This window comes from Streptomyces sp. NPDC001750 (assembly GCF_042892615.1).
Taxonomy (GTDB): domain Bacteria; phylum Actinomycetota; class Actinomycetes; order Streptomycetales; family Streptomycetaceae; genus Streptomyces.
Window position 1 is genome coordinate 1 of sequence record NZ_JBIAUE010000036.1, and the last position, 18,277, is coordinate 18,277.

At 69.4% G+C, this 18,277-nt stretch carries 11 protein-coding genes and 3 pseudogenes; 7 read left to right on the top strand and 7 right to left on the bottom strand.

Features of this window, described 5'->3' with window-relative positions; genetic code table 11:
* Positions 1–319 precede the first annotated feature (319 nt).
* Entirely contained in the window at positions 320–1,336 is a 1,017-nt protein-coding gene (locus tag ACFYY6_RS33830; protein ID WP_386610489.1) for a LysR family transcriptional regulator, read from the top strand.
* A 68-nt stretch (positions 1,337–1,404) separates the two neighbouring features.
* On the top strand, positions 1,405–2,619 hold the full coding sequence (locus tag ACFYY6_RS33835) for an MFS transporter (protein ID WP_351521700.1): 1,215 nt from the start codon (positions 1,405–1,407) through the stop codon (positions 2,617–2,619).
* Between the two features lie 830 nt (positions 2,620–3,449).
* On the opposite strand, the gene ACFYY6_RS33840 is transcribed toward ACFYY6_RS33835, so the two are convergent.
* Entirely contained in the window at positions 3,450–3,920 is a 471-nt protein-coding gene (locus ACFYY6_RS33840) for a hemerythrin domain-containing protein (protein ID WP_351521698.1), read from the bottom strand.
* Between the two features lie 282 nt (positions 3,921–4,202).
* Here ACFYY6_RS33840 and ACFYY6_RS33845 point away from each other — a divergent pair, with 282 nt between their 5' ends.
* Both ACFYY6_RS33845 and ACFYY6_RS33850 read left to right on the top strand, forming a co-directional pair.
* Positions 4,203–4,379 (top strand): hypothetical protein, encoded by a 177-nt coding sequence (locus ACFYY6_RS33845; protein ID WP_351521696.1) that lies wholly within the window; start codon positions 4,203–4,205, stop codon positions 4,377–4,379.
* Between the two features lie 416 nt (positions 4,380–4,795).
* Positions 4,796–6,250 (top strand): DUF4157 domain-containing protein, encoded by a 1,455-nt coding sequence (locus ACFYY6_RS33850; RefSeq protein ID WP_389197151.1) that lies wholly within the window; start codon positions 4,796–4,798, stop codon positions 6,248–6,250.
* Positions 6,251–7,082: 832 nt separating this feature from the next.
* Here the strand turns inward: ACFYY6_RS33850 and ACFYY6_RS33855 are convergent.
* The 3 genes from ACFYY6_RS33855 to ACFYY6_RS33865 form a co-directional block, all read right to left on the bottom strand.
* Positions 7,083–7,649 carry a MazG-like family protein gene (locus ACFYY6_RS33855; RefSeq protein WP_351521694.1) on the bottom strand — a complete coding sequence of 189 codons (567 nt, stop codon included), beginning with the start codon at positions 7,647–7,649 and terminating at the stop codon, positions 7,083–7,085.
* Between the two features lie 128 nt (positions 7,650–7,777).
* Positions 7,778–7,969 carry a hypothetical protein gene (locus ACFYY6_RS33860; RefSeq protein WP_389197153.1) on the bottom strand — a complete coding sequence of 64 codons (192 nt, stop codon included), beginning with the start codon at positions 7,967–7,969 and terminating at the stop codon, positions 7,778–7,780.
* Positions 7,970–8,181: 212 nt separating this feature from the next.
* Positions 8,182–9,015, bottom strand: a complete 834-nt coding sequence (locus ACFYY6_RS33865) for a hypothetical protein (RefSeq protein ID WP_351521691.1) — start codon at positions 9,013–9,015, stop codon at positions 8,182–8,184.
* Positions 9,016–9,305: 290 nt separating this feature from the next.
* Between ACFYY6_RS33865 and ACFYY6_RS33870 the strand changes: the two are divergent.
* Positions 9,306–9,617: pseudogene (locus tag ACFYY6_RS33870) on the top strand (transposase); the annotation flags it as partial.
* Between the two features lie 2 nt (positions 9,618–9,619).
* Here ACFYY6_RS33870 and ACFYY6_RS33875 read toward each other — a convergent pair.
* A pseudogene (locus ACFYY6_RS33875) lies at positions 9,620–9,889 on the bottom strand (transposase); the annotation flags it as partial.
* A 573-nt stretch (positions 9,890–10,462) separates the two neighbouring features.
* Between ACFYY6_RS33875 and ACFYY6_RS33880 the strand changes: the two are divergent.
* Positions 10,463–11,254 (top strand): VanZ family protein, encoded by a 792-nt coding sequence (locus ACFYY6_RS33880; protein WP_389197194.1) that lies wholly within the window; start codon positions 10,463–10,465, stop codon positions 11,252–11,254.
* On the opposite strand, the pseudogene ACFYY6_RS33885 reads toward ACFYY6_RS33880, so the two are convergent.
* Positions 11,195–11,338 (bottom strand): annotated as a pseudogene (locus tag ACFYY6_RS33885) (amidohydrolase family protein); the annotation flags it as partial. The gene ACFYY6_RS33880 and the pseudogene ACFYY6_RS33885 sit on opposite strands and share 60 nt — an antisense overlap.
* 10 nt (positions 11,339–11,348) lie before the next feature.
* On the opposite strand from ACFYY6_RS33885, the gene ACFYY6_RS33890 reads away from it, so the two are divergent.
* Positions 11,349–11,675 (top strand): hypothetical protein, encoded by a 327-nt coding sequence (locus ACFYY6_RS33890; RefSeq protein WP_386610494.1) that lies wholly within the window; start codon positions 11,349–11,351, stop codon positions 11,673–11,675.
* Positions 11,676–11,954: 279 nt separating this feature from the next.
* Here ACFYY6_RS33890 and ACFYY6_RS33895 read toward each other — a convergent pair whose 3' ends face one another.
* Complete coding sequence (locus ACFYY6_RS33895) at positions 11,955–18,248, bottom strand: SDR family NAD(P)-dependent oxidoreductase (protein ID WP_389197196.1); 6,294 nt, start codon at positions 18,246–18,248, stop codon at positions 11,955–11,957.
* Positions 18,249–18,277: the final 29 nt, after the last annotated feature.

Here is an 18,277-nt window from a genome sequence, read left to right on the forward strand (position 1 = left end):
CGCGTTGTCGCATCACCCGAGTACGTCCCGTACGAGGGCGATCCTCCGCCTTGCGACGCACCGCACCGGACGCCGCGAGCCACCCGGCAAACCTTCCCGGTCACAGCACTAGGAAGATCTGCCTGTGCACAGAGAGCAGCACCGACGGCCGGGGACCTGCCGCGATTGAGCGTGAGCCATGGAATCGGAGCCGGGCCCGCACTCGTCTGTCATGAGGATGTCCGCGGGTTCTGCCGCTGACGTTGTGGTGGGAAACGACACCCGCGCCCCGCCGAACCGGCCGGAGCACCGGGTCCGGCCGCGAGGTACCGTCGACCGGGTGCTGGAAAGACTGGAGATCGAGAGCTTCCTGATACTCGCCGACGAGCTGCACTTCGGCCGCACGGCCGAGCGGCTGCACGTCTCGCGCGCCAGGGTCAGCCAGACGATCCGGAGCCTGGAGCGCCGCATCGGCGCTCCCCTCTTCGAACGGACCAGCCGCACCGTGCGCCTCACCCCTCTCGGCCGTCGGCTGCACAAGGAGGTGGAGCCCGGTTACCGGCGTGTCGAACAGGGCGTGGCACGGGCACAGGCCGAGGCGCGGGGCTTCGCGGGCGTGCTGCCGGTCGGATATCTGGGAAGCGCGACCGGCGAGTTCGTGATGGATGTGGCACGGACCTTCGGCCGCATCCATCCGGACATGGAGGTGCAGATCCACGAGACCCAGCTCAGCGACCTGCTCGGCCCGCTCCGCACCGGCCGGGTGGACGTCCTGGTCACCCACTTCCCGGTCGCGGAAGCTGACCTGACCCGCGGCCCGGTCGTGCTCCGGGTGCCCCGGATGCTCGCGGTCCCGGCCAATCATACGCTCGCCAAGCGGCAGTCGGTGTCCCTGGAGGATCTGGCGCGGGGCCGGGTGTTCGCGTGCTCCGGCGATGTACCGGACTACTGGCAGGAGCACCTGGCGCCGCCGCACACTCCGAGCGGGCAGCCGGTGCGGCGGGGCAGGTCGGCGGCGACGATGCAGGAGACCCTCGCCATGGTCGGCGCCGGGCAGGGGATCTCCCCCGTCGGTGCCGATGTCGCGGTGCACTACACACCGAGAGGTGTGGTGTATGTGCCATTCAGCGATGCGGAGCCGGTGGAGTACGGGCTGGTGTGGCGTACGGCGGGCGAGACCGCGCGGGTGCGGGCCTTCGTCGAGGCGGCCGCGGAGCTGGCGGCCGAACTGGGGACCGCCGGGCCCGAGGCCGCCGGACAGAAGACCGGCGGACTGAAGATCACGGAGAGCCAGGAGCCCCACGCACCGAACACCCCGGGCCCCATGCCCGCGCCCGCGTCCGCGGCCGATCGGTAAGCCGGGCTTACCGATCGTTGCACAGACAGGCGCTGTTCCGGGCGGGAAGCGGCGCGAGCCTGAATGGCGTGACAAACGATCTCGCAGCCGCCCCGCTCCGTACCCGAGCGTCCGGCACCCGTCCTCGAAGAGCAGGCACAGCCTCTCTCTCGGCCCTCGCACTCGGAGCTTTCGCCGTCGGCACCACGGAGGTGGTCATCGCCGGACTGCTCCCCGAAGTGGCGACGGACTTCGGCGTCTCGCTGCCCACGGCTGGCCTGCTCGTGTCCGGCTATGCCGTGGGCATGGTGGTGGGCGCCCCACTGCTCACGGTCCTGGGCGCGAGACTCCCCCGCAAGCATCTGCTTCTCTGGCTGGTCGGCCTGTTCACCTCGGCCGGTCTGCTCAGCGCACTGGCCCCGGGATATGAAGTACTGCTCGTCGGGCGGGTGTTGTCGGCCCTCGCCGGAGGCGCCTATGTGGGGACCGCCGCGATCGTGGCGGCGGGCCTCGTCGCACCGGAGCGCAAGGCGAGTGCCATCGCCACGGTCTTCATGGGGCTGAGCCTCGCCAATGTGCTCGGCGTCCCCGGCGGCACCGCGCTGGGTCAGTCGCTCGGGTGGCGGGCCGCGTTCTGGGGGGTGACCGCTATCGGCGCAGTGCTACTGACCGCGATCGCGGCGCTGGTCCCGCCGATGCCCCGAGAGCGGGGCACGGGCTTCGGCCGGGAGCTGGCGGTCTTCCGGCGCGGCCGGGTCTGGCTCGCCCTGGCGGCGACCGCCTTCGGCTGGGCGCCCTACCTCACCGTCCTCACGTACATCACCCCCCTGCTCACCGAGGTCACCGGTTTTGAGGACCGTACGGTCCCACTCATGCTGGTCCTGATCGGCATCGGAATGGTCGTGGGCACCCCGCTGGCCGGGCGGCTCGCGGACCGGGCACTGCTGCCGACGCTGTACGGGGCGCTCGCCGGAATCACTGTCGTCTCCGCGTTCCTGATCCTCGCCGTGCAGAGCAAGCCCGCCGCGATCGTCGGTTTCCTGCTCTTCGGCCTGGTGGGGGCCGCAGTGATCCCGCCCTCTCAGACGCGGGTCCTGGAGGCGGCCCAGGGTGCCGACAACCTCGCGTCGGCGGCCAATGTCTCGGCGTTCAACATCGGCAACGCGGGCGGCCCCCTGCTGGCGGGCGCGGCGCTCTCGGCGGGCCGGGGCTACACGTCGTCGCTGTGGATCGCGGCAGCCCTGGGTGCGACCGGCCTGGCCCTCGCGCTCGCCACGACGGCGCTGCACCGCCGCACGCACTGACAACGCCACCCGAACCCCGCCCGCGCCCGGGACCTCCGTCGGCATGATCCGTGAGCCGCACATCGGCGACGGCCCGGACCGTCGCCGTCTCGCGTTCCTACAACGGGTGCCGACCCGTTCCGGGGCGTGGCGGGGGGGGCCGTGGGAATGAAGTGCCGGCAGAAGGGCCGGAGTCGCTGGACGCGATGCGGGCCGCCCGCCGCGCCGGGGTCGAGAACGCCATCCTGCCCGACGCCCCCTGTACAGCGCGGAGTTCACCGGCCCCGCGCTCCTCCATGAGGGGACGTCGGTCGGAGCCCTGCTCAGCTGTCGAACCAGACGACGAGTCCGAGAACCCCTCGTTCCCGTGCAGGCCCGCGAGAGCGCGCATGACTGTCCGGACGGGGCATCCACTGCCCGTCCGGACGCCCGATGTCTTTGCCTCTGAGGCGGCCTACCCGAAATAGCCGATCGCCGTTGAGCCATTCGGCGCGGCCCGTTCGCGTGCTTCGCGGACGGCGCGAGCGTGTCGGGCCCCGCTCCCCCGCTGCCGCCCCGCTCCCCCGCTGCCGCCCCGCTCCTCCCACGCGTCCCGGCGCGACTCGCGCAGCCGCTGCTACAAGCCCTCCGGCAGCACCGCGCTGTGCTGGACGCTGCGTACACGAGATGCCGATTGCCGATCCGGGCGCTCGCCGGGTCCGTCCCCGGCGCCACACGTCCACGTACTGGCGGAGCGTCCCGTCCTGCCTCTGCTGCCGGAAGAAACGGTCAACCGGCATCTCACGAAGCGCAACGGGACTGGTCGTTCCGAGGGTGGCGGTCGTCACCGCCACCCACTGTCCGGCCCAGGATCATATCGGGCCCAGCACCTCTCGGGGTACGGCTGCCAGCTCAAGGGTTTCGAGCACGGTGAGCAGTTGCCGCTCCTCGTAGCGGAAGTGGTTCTCCATGATCGCGGCGATGCCTTCGAGGTGCTGGTCAAGCTCCTCAGACGGCGCGGCCCGGTCGACCGCAGCACGGAGGCTGCCGAGGAGATGGGCGATCACCGAGTGATCCTGCTCGAGCGAGCGCAGCACCGGGCGCAGCTCCGGGTGCGCGGCTGCGATGGCCGGGAACAGGGTACGGTCTTCGCCCCGGTGGTGGCCGTCGAGAGCCGTGCAGAAGCCGTGGCAATACAGCAGCAGTTCACGGGTGGCCGCCTCACCGGGGATGCCGTCGACGAGGGAAGCACGGGTCACGGACAGCGCTTCCCGTAGTCGGTGGTGCACCCGACGGAGTTCTTGGCTCCAGGCGACGAGCCTGGTCGTCTCGCGCTCAGTCACGCGAGAGCGAAGGGTGCGACGAGTACATCGTCGGCCTCCTTCGGTCCGGCGCCTCCATGCCTGACACGATCTGCCACCGGCACGCGACGCTTCCCACACACTACCGCGCCTGTTGCCCCGTCGGTGCGGCTGCCACCCGGTTCACGCGGCCCGCCTCACGCGCCGAGCCCCGTCGCCCTCGGTACCCCAACCGTCCCGCTCCCGAACAGATGACGACGAGGGTCGGATACCGACGGTGACACTCCCGAAATGCGGGGGCCACCGCGTGCATGAATAGGGCGCATGCTCTTCGACTTCACGCACGACCACGACGGTGAACGGCTCAGCGGTGTGTACGGCGGTGATCCCTCCGGGGTCACTGCCGTGGTGCTGCACGGCGCAGGCCCCAGCAGCACGGAGCGACTGCTGCCGCTGGTACGGGAGTTCGTGGTCCACGGCTATCGAGGGATCGCCTCATAGATGGCCGAACGGCTCTCCCCCACGGCCGCTCGGTCGGCGCCTCGCACCTCCTGTCAGCCAGACACGGCGACGGGCCGGGCCGCGAGGCCGGACGGCGGTACGAGGCGGGCGGAGAAGGTGGTCGACGGCCGGCGGCACGAAGCAGCTCGGCCGGTCGACGACCCTGCACAAAACCCCGGCACCAGACCCGCGACTGCCCCAGCACCGGCACAGAGGCGCGGGCGAGGGGCGCATGCGATTTCGGGTCGTCCGACGGCGGTGTCGCGTCGGCGGTCGTGCGGTCGCGGCGGTTGCCCCGTGCGCGCCCCGTCCGTTGTCCGGGCAGCCGGTCGGCGCTGCCCCGTTATACCTGGCCTGGCCGGTCCCCCCTCGCGTATGCAGGAGGAGTCGAACCTCCCGCGCCGGAAGGGGCTCCCTTGCGCGACCACGAGAACGTCGGGAAGACCGGAGTCGAGGGCACCCGCAAGGTGGGCCGCAGCCCCGAGACCGCGTCACACCCTCAGCAGCCGGGACTCCTCCCTCTCCAGGCCACCATGGGGAACGCCGCCGTGGTCCAGATGCTCCGTCAGGCCGGGCACCACTGGGCCGAGGAGGAGCGCCGGCACTCCGCCGAATGCGGCCACGACCGGGACGGACAGCCCGCCGTGCAACGCTCCGCCGTCCGTGACGTCCTGCGCTCCCCGGGCCGTCCCCTCGACAGCGGGACACGCGCGGACATGGAAGCCCGTTTCGGCGCGGACTTCTCCGACGTCCGCATCCACAACGACAGCGCCGCGAAGGCATCCGCCGCCGAAGTCGGTGCCCGCGCCTACACCTCGGGCAGCCATGTCGTCATCGGCGACGGTGGCGGCGACAGGCACACCCTCGCCCACGAACTCACCCACGTCATCCAGCAGCGGCAGGGCCCCGTCGCCGGTACGGACAACGGGGCGGGCCTGCGGGTCTCCGATCCCTCGGACCGCTTCGAGCGGGAGGCCGAGGCGAACGCGCGCCGCGTGATGACAGGGCACCCCGGAGCACAGCGGGACGGCGAAGCCGTCCGGAAGCCTGCCGCGGCGGGGTCGGACACCCCCGCGAGAGCGTCGCTGCAGCGTGCGAAACTCAACATCCGCCCGAAGGACACCGCGAAACACAAGGCGGGCACCATCAGTGGTGTCTCGGACTGGGGCAACCGCCCACCCTCCAACCTGAGAGGACATCAGGGTCAGCACCGCACGGCGTTCGTCGTTTTCAAAAATGCGGTGAAAAACCGAGTCGTGGACCGCACCCCGGCCGATGCGGCGCAAGCGCTCATAGGGTTGATCGAAGAATATCGCGCACTTCCGGGCATGAGGCAGAAAAATGCCCAGTATCTCCATGACTACTTCAAGAGTTGTGCGGACGATTTGGAAAAGGCGGGTAAATCGAACGACGTGAAACTGATCGGTGAGCTGATCGATCAGATACTGGGGGCGCGTAACCAGGTGCCCGGAACGGCTGAGCACGGGGAGGGCGGAGGGCATGGTGAGGCCGACAGTTCAGGGGTCGTCCAAACTGTCGAGGAGGCCCTGCGTGCCGGCGAGTGGGATGGCGAATGGAAAGAGGAAGTCGTGGCGGGTCAGATGTGCCACAATCTGTGGCGCCTGCTTGACTACGATCCCAATTCGCCGGGCAGTGACGAGGAGAAACGGAAGAAGATCCAAACCGCATTGCTGACTCATTACCAGTCGGTGAGTTCCGCTTATCCGCATGTTTGGAACTGGCTCACCAATAAGGGGTATTATTTGAGTGAATACCTTTTGGAGCATCGCCTGGAATCCGGAATGCCGCTCACTAAACTCTCCGACGCGGAATTCGTTACGGCGGTCACGTTCGTTCACGAAAATCTTTGAACCCCCGCCGATCGGAGACGGTTCGGGCACGGGGCCGGGAGTACGACCGGAACGCGGTGCACCGGGTCGCGGCACGGCAGGGGCGGTGACCAGACCTCCAGGAACACGACGCACACGCCGCGGGACCGGCCGCAGGGCGCAGCCGCGGGGCGCGGCGGTCGACGGGCAGGGCCGCGGACTGCGGCGGGGGCGGGCGGGCAGTCGACGGGCGGGTGGGCGGCGGCCCTGGTCTCGGCCCCAGACCCGCGGCTGCCCCGGCTCCGGCAGGGCAGCGCAGCTCGTCGGCCAGCTCATCGAAGCCGTCCAGCACCGGGAGTACGCGGCCGGTGTCGACCAGCGCGCAGGCCAGGCTCCCTCCACCGGGGGCGCGGGCGGCAAGAAAGGGATGATCGTGTATCAGCTGGCCGACCAGTCAGTCGCTCAGCGACTGACTGGTGGGGCCCCCAGGCACCGATACTGAAGATGACCGGAACAGGTTCCGTGGGTTCGAGTCCTGCCAGCTGTTCGAGGACGAAGCGCCGTGCCAGGGTCGTCTTCCCAGAGCCGGGCCTGCCCAGGGTTACCAGCCTCCTCGATGGGATACGCCGGTAGATCTCGACGATGTCAACCGGTAGGCCGGACAGGTCAAGCGGCGTGGCCGTGGTGTCCGCGCCGAGTTGACGGATCGCGGACCAGTGGTCGGTCAGTCCATCGGAGGCTGCCCGCAAGGCGACCGGCATCGGAATCGGATCCTGAATGCGTCGCCGTGCTTCCTCGCCCTGCCAACGGGCAGCCACCGCTCTCGCGAGATGCCCGCCCCTCCCGCACGTCGCGCCGACGGCGTGCCTGGGCTTTAGGCCGCGACCCTCTCCACGAGAAACTGCAGCCGTTCATCCACGGTGGCCCAGGCGTGGCCGTTGAGTTCGTCCAGAGCGTCTGCGGCCGTGGCGATGAGCCCGCCGAGGCGCGCCTCCACGTCGTCCCACGTGTGCGTTGCCTCGGCCTCGCGCGGGCCGGTGCCCAGCGCCCCGTACACGGTGGTGGCGATCTCCCCCATGTCCTCGCTGATCGCGAGGACCCGTAGGAGGCGGATGTCTCCGGTCGCCGTCTTCTTCTCCGGCGCGCGGTTCTGGAGCTGCATCTCCACCACGGCCGCGGCGTCCGCGCTCACGGTGTCCAGGGCGACTGCGGCCGTCACGATGACGTCCGCGAGTTCCTTCTCCACGTCGCCCCACCCATGTGATGCGCCCTTGCGCGGGTTGGCGCCGAGCGCCCCGTGCAGGGCCTCCGCGACCTCCCCCAGCTCTTCGCTGATCTTGAGCACGCGCAGGAGCCGGGTGTCCTCCACCAATGTCGGGGCCGCGTCCGTATCGAGCCACTTTCGCAGACGCGTCACGTGGTCCCAGGTGTCAACTCTCATACCGGTCCTCCTCGGGCGGGGTCGTGCAGGGTCAGCAACAGGCGGCGCGGCTGTCCTGCCGCGCTGTGAGTTGGGCGATGGCTTCGGCGCTGTAGCCGTAGAACCGCCCGCGAATCGCGTCGTCCAGGTCAGGGGAAGCCGGGCCGGCCGCCGACGAGGACGTCGAGGTACGCGTACCTGTCGACGAGGACGGCCACGCTTGCCGCCGTGAGCGACGGGTTTTCCAGCCGCTCCCGGTAGTACGCGGTCTCTCGCTTGTTTGCCTCGGCCGGAATGCCGCCAACGGTTGGTTCATGCCACCTCCTTAATGGGCGGTTCATGAGCCTTTGAGTGGTTGTGCTGTCGCCTGATGGTGTGTGTGTGTGGCGGTGGGACGGAATCTGCCGGTCCGCTGTTGTTGATCTGGTGATGTGTCCGGGTGAGTGAACGCAAGCCGTATCCGAGTGTCTTCTAAGCTCACACACCCCGCGCACCCCGTGCACCGACTTGACTCGCCGGCGGCGGTCCGGTCGCTGGAGGCTCGAACGGACTGCTACCCGTCCCGCCAGGCACCCACGGTCCAGAAGACCGCGGAGCCCGTCCACACGATGGCGAACACCCAGACCACGGGGTGGCCGCCGAACAGTGCCATGGAGCCGAGCCAGCCGACCCCAACAGCCACGGACAGCAAGCCGAAGTTAGGGAAGGCGAAGAGGCCGGAGAGCCGCCCGCTCAGCAATGCCCATGCGCCGCCCGCCAGGATCAGGCAGCCCAGCGCGAGCCACGGGAGAACCGCCTGCTGCGAGGAGGGCGCGTAGGAGTCGATGTGGCCGCGAACCCTCAGCTCCACGACGTCCCCCTGCCACAGCCGGACTTCGGCGTGGTCACCCTCCCTGGCGTCGTCGTACGTCACCGACCCCACGCCCAACCAGGTTGTACCCCCTGGCCGTTGGACCTTCAGGTCGTGGTACGTCGTGCAGGTCGTACCGCCGCCTCCTCCGCCTGCGGTGGTCACCCCGCCAGCCGTTACACTGCCGATGGCGCCGCCGGCGGTGTTCATACCGCCTCCGGCCGTGATGCCGCCGGTGGTGATGCCTCCCGTCGTGCCGCCGCTCGTGCCGTTGGACGTGCAGCGCTCACCCGTCCGCCGGTCGAGCACCGTGCCCGCCTCACGCCGCACGCACAGTTCCCCCTCATCCCCGTCCCCGCTCCGGCCCCCGCCCTGGCAGACCGGTGCGTCGCGGTACTCCATGGTCGCTCCGTAGCCTTCAGCGACCTGCTGACCGCAGAGCAGGACTCCCCATCCGGCCGCGAGGACGAGCAGCCCCCGTAACCAGTGGGGCAGCCGCCCGCGGTACCAAACGTTGCCGTACCCCCTGCTTTTCACCCAGCTGTAATCCCCGTTCGACTGAGTTCTCATGCGCCGACCCCGCCACGGAATGTCATACAAGAGCCAGAACGGGCGGGTTGGAATTCCAACCCGCCACTGTCGGAGCGCCGGGCGACAGGTCCAGCCGCCGCGGAGCTTCATGCTGGGATCGATGGTGTAGCCGTCGCCGGGGGTGGTGAGGTAAAAGCTGTAGTGGGTGATTCACGAGTTTTTGAGTGGTTCTGCTGTCGCCTGATGGTGGGGCGGAATCCGCTGGTCCGCTGCTGTTGATCTGGTGATGTGACCGGGTGAATGAACGCAAGCCGTATCCGAGTGACTTATCGGACGAGCAGTGGTTGCTGATCGAGGCGGTGATCCCCGCGTGGAAGGCACGGCATCGGTCGGTCAGCGGCCATCAGGGCGCCTACGACATGCGGGAGATCGTGAACGCGATCCTGTACCGGGGGCGGACCGGCTGTCAGTGGGCCTACCTTCCGCATGACCTGCCGCAGAAGAGCGCGACCTACTACTACTTCGCCGCGTGGCGGGACGACGGGACGGACAAAGTCATCCATGAACTCCTGCGGTGCCAGGTCCGGGAACGGGCCCGGCGATTACAGTAATAGGCTCCTCGCCAGGTGTGTGTCGTCCCGTCCGTTATGCGCTTGGCCAGGTTGTCGATCGAGGCGACGTGGATCACGGCTTCGGAGCTGGCGGTGCGGGTCTCGTAGCCGCGGGCGAGACGTCGATGCATCGTGATCCAACCGATGCTCCGCTCCACTGCCCAGCGCCTTTTGACGACGTGGAAGCCGGGAACTCCGGGGTTTCTGTTGACGACTTCGACGTCGATTCCGAGCTGTGCGCCGTGCTCGACGACGGCGTTCTTGAAGCCGAGCCGGTGAACGTCAGAACCTGGTACGAGAAGCCGAGCGGTGGCACCATTTCGGCAAAGCTTGAATTCAACTGCGCCGGAACGAACACCTGGGGGTTCCCAGTTCAGCCGGTCCTCAGGGACCACCAAGAGCGCCTCGTGGGACCGCAACTGGTCGACTGCTACTCCACGAACGGGTTGCTGGCGGTGACCGGGCAGGGAACGTTCCAGACCCCGTCCGGCACCTGCTCACACTGCCCCATTCTGCCCTGTCCCTGCGGTCATACGGGGGCGGGGACAGGGCACTCCCGTCGAAGGCGTTGCGCACCAATGCTGCAAGCTGTTTTCAGCGGTCGAGGCGAGTTCATCCTGATCGCCGCCGTTGTCGTGATCGTTGTGGGCCTGCTGGGCTTTCTGGGCGCGAAGAGGTATCTCCAGCGCCCCTGGCCGTACGCGGGGCTTGCGGCTGTCCTGGCAGCGGAGCTGAGCGTCACCCTTTTCTTCCCTTCGCCCTGGCACGTGTCCGGTCAGTGCGTCCTCAATCGCAACTACGGCGAGCCCTTCGCCACGGAACAGGGCCTGCTCAATTTGGCGATGTTCGTGCCCATCGGGTTCTTCGGAGTTCTTGCCGTCCGCCGCATGCTTCCTGTCTTTCTGGGGGGATCTCTGCTTTCGGTGGTCACCGAGCTCTGCCAGGCACTGGCCCCCTGGGCCGGTCGGAGCTGCGACAGCAGCGACGTCCAGATGAACGTTCTCGGCGCAGGGCTGGGAACGCTCGCTGCTTGGGCTTCGGTTCGTGCCACCCGAGGTGAGCTCCTCCCCGCGCAGGCCGTGCTGAAGCCGATGGCCGTCATCTTCGGGAACGGTCTTCTTGCTTGTGCCGTGGTGTGGAAGCTGTGGATCACACCGCTTGCCCTGGACTCGACCAGCCTGCAGATGGCAGACGGGGACGAGAAGGCGCAGGCGCGGCAGGTACTCTCAGCCGCCTTCGACGACCACTTCGACATCACGAACGTGCAGCTGCAGTCCGGGCAGAATGGTGCCTCCGACATGCTGATGGTCACGCTGAAGTCAGGGTTCGCCGAGCTCAGTTGGCCGGACAAGGAACAGCTCACGGTCAGTCTGGAAAATTCAAGCAAGCCCAGGTCCCGGCAGCTTCCCCGTGACAGGGTCAGTGTCAGCCCCCAAGAACGCCGACGACGCACTTCGGACAGCAAAGAGGTACGCGGCCGAACGGTTCCCGTGGGGGCTGGAAGACTCTCACGTGAAGGTTTTTGGGTGGTAGGCGTGCACGGTGACATAACGGTTGTGGTGGTCGGCCTCCGTGACTGCTGCACGGATCTCCTCGTCCGTGTACTGGACAGCCCTGACCTCGTCGTGTGGTGAGGCGACGCCGCCGGAGATCAGTATCTTGAGGTGGCTGGCGCCTTTACGGAACTCGTCGCGGGCCGCCACCTGTACGGCGTCCACGCCGTCGGCGATGCGGGAGAAGCCGGGGCTGAAGCTTCCCCTTGATCGTGGACAGGTTCGCCTGAGTTACGACACGAGTGAGCCCCGAGTCCTCCGGGGTGAGCTTCTGCTGGATTCGTCGAACTCGGTCCAGGGCCTCGGTGAGTCCGTGGTCGCGTGCGTAGGCGGCGGCTTCTTCGAGGTGTACGAGCCTGGCAAGCCCTTCTTCCTCCTCGGCGTGGCCGATCAGCGCGGCAATGATGCGTTCGTCGATCCGGTGCTGGGCATCCGGATCTCGCTCGGTGCGGTGCAGATCCTGAGAGACTCGACCTGCTCAGGAGAGCCATCGCGGCAGTGATCGACGGCGCGCTGAAGAAGCGAGCGCAGCGGCGGGTGGTTCTTCTCCGGGGCGGCGCAAGGCGCCGTTCTTCACATCAGGGGAAGCTGACGTGTCCAGCGCCGTCTCGGGGGTCGGCCAGGAGATCAACGGCCAGTGTGGCGATCGCGGGAAGCCGGAGTACTCCCCTGTCGGCGGCGAGACGTGCGGCGTTGATGCCATCGTTGACGCCCGCAACGCCGCACGCTGCTCCCGCTTGTCGTCACAGCACGACAGGCCTCGTATCGGCCCGCCCGGGCGCTACGGCCTGGTGTCGGGAAGGGGCGGTTCGTCCCGTGGGGCCAGGCCCATGTGAATGGCCAGGGCTGTGGCGAGGGAGGCGACGGTGGGGTGCTGCCAGACGAAGTTGCTGGCCAGGCGGACGTCGAGGTCGGTATCGAGGCGGATGCGCAGTTCCGTGGCCAGGAGCGAGTCGAATCCGAGGGATTTTAGGGGGGTGTGCGGGTCGAGCGTGCTGCTGCCGGTACGCAGGATGGCGCGGATGTGGTCGGCCAGGTAGCTCTCCAGTGCGGTCTGGCGGGCGATGCCGGCGGGCAGTGCGTCGAGCTGGGGCCGGATGCCGCCCTGGGGGCGTTTGAGGGCATTGCCCCCATCCGCGGCGGGTTCGGTGCCTTCGGCCGGAGCTGGAGCGAGGAGCTCGAAGAGGCTGGAGTGCGCGGCGGCGCCGGGAATCCATGTCTGGGCGGGGCCCGGGATGACGGCCGTCTGTACCCGTTGGTGGGCGAGGAGGGAGTGCAGAGCCTCTAGTCCCTTGCGGGTGGGGATCGTCTCGTAGCCGCGCTCGGCGAAGTCGGTGGCCTGCCCCGTTTCGCCCCAGGGGCCCCAGTCGACGGCCAGTGTGGGCAGGCCGTTGCGGGTGCGCCAGGTGGCGAAGGCGTCGAGCCAGGCGTTGGCTGCCGCGTATGTTCCTTGTCCGGCGTTGCCGAGAAGGGAACTCATCGACGAGTACAGAACGAACCAGTCCAGCGAGTGGGCGGCAGTGGCCTGGTGGAGGTTCCAGGCGCCGGTGACCTTTGGGGCCCAGACCCGTTTGAGCTGGTGGTCCCGGACGGTGGCCAGTGCCGCGTCGTCGAGGACCATGGCGCAATGCGCGATCCCGCGCAGGGGAACTCCCCCGCTGGTGGCGGCTGTGACCAGTCGCTGGGCGGTGTCGGGGCGGGAGATGTCGCCGAGGACGACCGTGGTGCTGGAGGTGAGCGCGTTGATGGCGCGTGCGGCTTCGAGTGAGGCGGCCCGGCGGCCGTTGAGAATGATGCGGCCGGCTCCCTGTTCGGCCAGCCAGCGGGCGGTGGCCAGTCCCAGGCCTCCCAGACCGCCGGTGATGATGTAGGCGCCGTCGGCGCGGACGACGGGCGGTCCGTCCGGTAAAACGGCTGTGATCTCTCCCCGGTCGGGGACGGTCAGCACGATCTTGCCGATGTGACCGGCACGGGCCATCAGGTGGAAGGCGTCGGCTGCCCGGTCGAGCGGGTACTCGGTGCACAGGAGGGGTTTGAGCCGCTGGGCGGCGATATGGTCCATGACCTCGCGGAACACTGTGGCGAACAGCTTCGGGCGCCGCTGTTGGAGTTCGATGAGGTCGACGGTGCTGAAAGTGATGTTGTGGCGCAGGGGGGCGAGCCCGAGGGGGGCGTCGGCCAGGATGTCGCGTACACCGAGTTCGATGAATCGGCCGAACGGGCGCAGGCTTTCGAGGCCGGCTCGGACGGCGGGGCCGGCCAGGGAGTTGAGGACGACATCGGCTCCCTGGCCGTCGGTGGCTTGACGGGTCTGTTCGACGAAGTCCAGGCTGCGCGAGTCCATGACGCAGCGGATCCCCATGCCGCGCAGGTGGCGGCGTTTCTCCTCCGTGCCGGCCGTCGCCAGGACGTCGGCGCCCAGGAGGTGGGCCACGGCGATCGCGGCCAGGCCGGTGCCTCCGGTGGCGGAGTGGATCAGTACGCGCTCGCCCGGGGCGAGCTGGGCGACGTGCCGCAGGGCGTACCAGGCGGTGAGGAACGCTGTGGGCAGTCCTGCGGCGGTGGTGGGCGCCAGGGCGGGTGGCACGGGGATGACGGCTGTGGCGGGAAGGGTGATGAAGGAGCCGAAGGCGCCGCCCTCGAGCTGGACGGCGAGCACGGTGTCTCCGGGGCGGACGTGGTGTACGCCGGGTCCTACGGCGCTGACTTCGCCTGCGCACTCGAAGCCGATGCGGTAAGAGGTGGCCGGCTCGGAGCCGAGCATGCCGAGGGCGGTCAGGACATCGCGGAAGTTGAGGCCCGTGGCATCGACGCGCACTTCGACTTCGCCTTCGCCGGGCTGGCGGCGGGCGGTCGCGGCCAGTTCGAGACTGTCGAGATCGCCGAGCCGTCCGACGCGCAGACGGAACCCGTCCTGCCCGAATCGGACGGTTCGCGTGGCGCAGGCGGCGCGTTCGGTGGGGGTAATGGGGGCGCGGTCGATGCGCGCTACGTGTCGGGTGTCACCGCGTAGTGCGACCTCGTCTTCGGGTGCGTCGGCGAGGAGTTCGGTGGCAAGGGCTCGCAGCCCGTTCTCGCCGGGGTCTGTGTCGATGAGGGTGGGCCGCATGCGGGGCTGCTCGACGGCCATGACGCGTGCCACGCCGCGTACGGTGGTGTGGGCCGGGTGGCCGGGCTCGTCCGCGGTGACGGCGTATGCGTGGCGGGTGACGGCGTACAGGCGCGGCGCTCCGCAGTGCTCGTCGGCGGCCTGGGCGAGGGCGAGCAGTAGTCGGGCTCGTTGTTGTGCGCCCTGGACGGGGTCGGTGTCGGGGGCGGACGGTGCTGCGAACAGCAGGACTACGGCGCGCCAAGGGTCCGTACCCGTGGCCAGGTGCCGCCCGAAGGTGTCGGCCAGGGGTGGGAGTTCCTCCACGTCCGGCGGGCATTGCCGCACCTGCGTCCCGGCGCCGGCGGCACGCAGGAGTGCGGCCAGGTGTTCGGCCTGGCCGTCGCCCTCGTCCATGATGAGCCAGTTCCCGGGTGGGGTCGGCGCTGTGCGGGGTGAGGGGGCTCGGTGCCAGCCGAGTTCCATGAACCACTGGTCGACGGTGTTGCGTTCGGTGGGTTCGCGGCGGGTGAACCGCACGCCGTCGAGGGCGAGAACGGGCTGGCCTTGGGGGTCCAGGACGCGGACGTCTCCGGTGAGCGTCGTGCCGTTGTTCTCGGTCACCCGGGCGTGGGCGTGGGCGGCCTGCGCGGGGTCACCGAGGATCCGCAGGGCGCGGACCTGTACCGGCAGGATCGGTGCGGGTGTGCTCTCGAAGCCGAGTCCGGCTACGAGTAGTTGCAGGCACAGGTCGAGGAGGACGGGGTGGACGCTGAGGGCGGGTTCGGGGGTGCGGGCGGTGGGTGGCAGCTGGATGTCGGCCCAGAAGCTGTCCTGGCGGCTCGTGGTACGCAATGTGGTGATGCCGGTGAAGGCGGGACCGTGCTCGAGCCCGCAGGCACGCAGGCTGGCGTAAAGCCTGGCGGGATCGAGGGGAACGGGATGCCTGTCGCTGAGGCCGGGCACGGATGTGGCACGGGCGTCGTGGGGTGCGAGCCCGCGGCGTGCGATGGCTGCGGCGTGCAGTTGCCAGGAGCCGTCCGGGTTTCGTGAGTGGATCTCGCAGGTGGCCTGTTCGCCGGTGGTGAGCGTGACGGTGGTGCTGATCTGGGTGTCGTCGTCCAGGCGCAGCAGGTCTTGGAAGGTGATGTCGGTGAGGTGGATGTCCGTGGGCGTACCGGTGAGTGCGGTGCGGGCGGTGGTGTGGAGGAGGGCGCAGAAGCCGGCTCCGGGGAGGACGGGGGTGCCGTGGACGTGGTGGTCGTTGAGCCAGGGCAGGTGGAGGGCTGGGGCGGTGGCGCTCCAGGTGTGGCGGACCTGGTCGCCAGGGGTCTCGGTGTGCCGGCCGGGCAGGGCGTCCGCGTCGGTTGGCAGTGCTCGGCCGGCGGCCCAGTGGCGTGTGCGGTCGAAGGTGATGGTGGGGGTGTCCACCAGGTCGCCGTCGCCGTACAGGGGGGACCAGTCGACGGTGCCACCGTGGCAGTGGAGGGTTGCCAGCTGGGCGCGGAAGGTGGTGGGTTCGTCCTGTGCCCGGCGCAGTGTGGGCAGGGCCACGGCGTCCGGCACCAGTTCGGCCAGACTGTCGGTGAGGGACTGGGTGACCACGGGGTGGGGTGAGATCTCGATGTAGATCTGGTGGCGGTCCTGGGCGGCAGCGACGACGGCGGGGTGGAAGCGGACGGGGCGGCGCAGGTTGTCGCACCAGTAGGCGGCGTCGAGGAGGGGGGTGTGCCGGGGGTCTTCGGTCACGGTGGAGTAGAAGGGGATACGGGGCGGGCGCGGGGTCAGGCCGGAGAGTGCCTGGTGCAGTTCGGGCAGGAGGGGATCGACGTGCGGGCTGTGGGAGGCGACGTCGACGGCGATGGCATTGGCGGGGACGCCGAGCCGGTCCCATTGGCTGATCAGGTGGGCGATCTGGTCGGCGTCGCCGGAGATGATGGTGGTGTCGGGTGCGGCCAGGACTGCCACGGACACGGCGTCGGCGTCGGCGTCGGCGAGGGTGGCTTGGATCGTGGCCTGGGCCAGGCCGACGCTGGCCATCGCTCCCGCCCCGGCGATTCGCTCCAGTAGTGCCGAGCGGCGGCAGATGACGCGGACGCCGTCGGCGAGGGTGAGGGCTCCGGCCACAACTGCGGCTGCGGCTTCCCCCATGGAGTGGCCGATGACGGCGGCGGGTCGGACGGCGTGTGCCTGCCATGTCGCGGCGAGGGCGATCTGCAGGGCGAAGAGGGCTGGTTGGACCCTTGGGCATCCTGTGACGGGTTCGCCGGCCCGGATCAGTTCCAGGACGGAGAAGCCCGCCTCGTTGCGGATGAGGGCGTCCACGTCGGTCAGTGCTTTCGCGAATGCCTTGTTGTGGGCGAGGAGTTCGCGGCCCATGCCGGGCCATTGGGAGCCCTGGCCGGAGAACACCCATACGGGCTGGCGGGGGGCGGTGACGTCGGTTGTGCCCGGGATGAGGGCTGGATGCGGCCGACCGTCAACGAACTGGCGCAGCGCGTCGACCGTCTCGGTGCGGGAACGGGCGATGACCGCGATGCGTCCTCGGCCGGGGCTGCGGCGTAGGGCCAGGGTGTGGGCGATGTCGCGCAGCGGGGCGTCGGCGCCGTCGTTGTCCAGCCAGTCGGCCAGGCGGCGGGCGGCGGCCGGGAGGGCTTGGCGGGATCCGGCCGCGACCAGGATCACCTCGGACGGCAAGGGCCGAGGCCTGCGGGGGGCAGGCAGGCTGGTGCGGCGGCGGGGCTTTGGCGGTTGCTGCAGGATGACGTGGGCGTTGGTGCCGGAGAAGCCGAATGAGGAGACCGCGGCAAGTCTGACCGGTTGGTTGCCGGGCCATGGGGTGCATTCGACCGGGACGAAGAAGCGGGTGGCGTCCGCGGCGATGGCCGGGTTCCACCGGGTGAAGTGCAGGTTGGGCGGGATGATCCCGTGCTGGAGGCACAGCACGGTCTTGATCAGCCCGGTGATGCCTGCGGCAGGTTCCAGGTGGCCGAGGACGGTCTTGACCGAGCCCAGGGCGCATGGGGAGCGGCCGTTGCCGTACACGGCGGCCAGGCTGGCGAACTCGACGGGGTCGCCGATGGGGGTGCCGGTGCCGTGGGCTTCGACCAGTGAGATCCGGGCGGGGTCGATGCCGGCCCGGTCGATTGCCGTGCGGTAGAGGTTCTGTTGGGCGGTGAGGGACGGGGCGGCGAGGCCGTCGGAGCGGCCGTCCTGGTTCACGGCGGATCCGCGGACGACGGCGAGGATGCGGTCGCCGTCCCTGCGGGCATCGGCCAGACGTTTGAGGACGACGGCGCCGCAGCCCTCGCCGCGGACGAATCCGTCTGCGGCGGCGTCGAAGGTGTGGCAGCGTCCGGTCGGGGACAGCATGCCCATCCTGGCGAAGGAGCGGGTGACGCGTGGGGCGAGCATGAGGGTGACGCCCGCGGCCAGGGCGAGATCGCACTCCTGGCGGTGCAGTGACTCGCAGGCCAGGTGGAATGCGACCAGGGAGGAGGAGCAGGCGGTGTCGAGGGCGATGCTGGGTCCGTGCAGTCCCAGGAGGTAGGAGACACGGCCGGCGGCGACGCAGTGCCCGTTTGTCAGGATGGAGCCTTCGAGTTCCTGGGGCCGGCCGGCCAGTTGGTCCATGTAGTCGTTGTAGCTCAGCCCCGTGAAGACGCCTGTCGGGGAGCCGGTGAGCCGCTCGGGGGGCAACCCGGCATGTTCCAGAGCCTCCCAGACAACCTCGAGCAACAGCCGGTGCTGGGGATCGAGTACATCGGCCTCGCGTCCGGAAACCCCGAAGAAGTCCGCGTCGAACCGCGAGACGTCTTTCAGGTAACCGCCTCGGTGGAAGGGCGGTTGTGCGTCGGTGGACAGCCCGTCCCCCGGGTTGGCCGTCTCGCGACCGGGTGGCGGGGTGCTCACCGCTTCGCGGCCCTTGACCAGCAGACGCCATAAGGCGGCCGGGGAATCGGCGTCTCCGGGGAGTCGGCAGCCCATGCCGATGACGGCGAGGGGCGCATTCGCTG

Coding starts and splice junctions, on each gene's coding strand:
- ACFYY6_RS33845 (WP_351521696.1), top strand. CDS start 4,203: ATGCTCTTCGACTTCACGCACGACCACGACGGTGAACGGCTCAGCGGT.
- ACFYY6_RS33855 (WP_351521694.1), bottom strand. CDS start 7,649: ATGAGAGTTGACACCTGGGACCACGTGACGCGTCTGCGAAAGTGGCTC.
- ACFYY6_RS33860 (WP_389197153.1), bottom strand. CDS start 7,969: ATGAACCGCCCATTAAGGAGGTGGCATGAACCAACCGTTGGCGGCATT.
- ACFYY6_RS33880 (WP_389197194.1), top strand. CDS start 10,463: ATGTTCGTGCCCATCGGGTTCTTCGGAGTTCTTGCCGTCCGCCGCATG.
- ACFYY6_RS33890 (WP_386610494.1), top strand. CDS start 11,349: ATGCGGGAGAAGCCGGGGCTGAAGCTTCCCCTTGATCGTGGACAGGTT.
- ACFYY6_RS33895 (WP_389197196.1), bottom strand. CDS start 18,248: ATGGGCTGCCGACTCCCCGGAGACGCCGATTCCCCGGCCGCCTTATGG.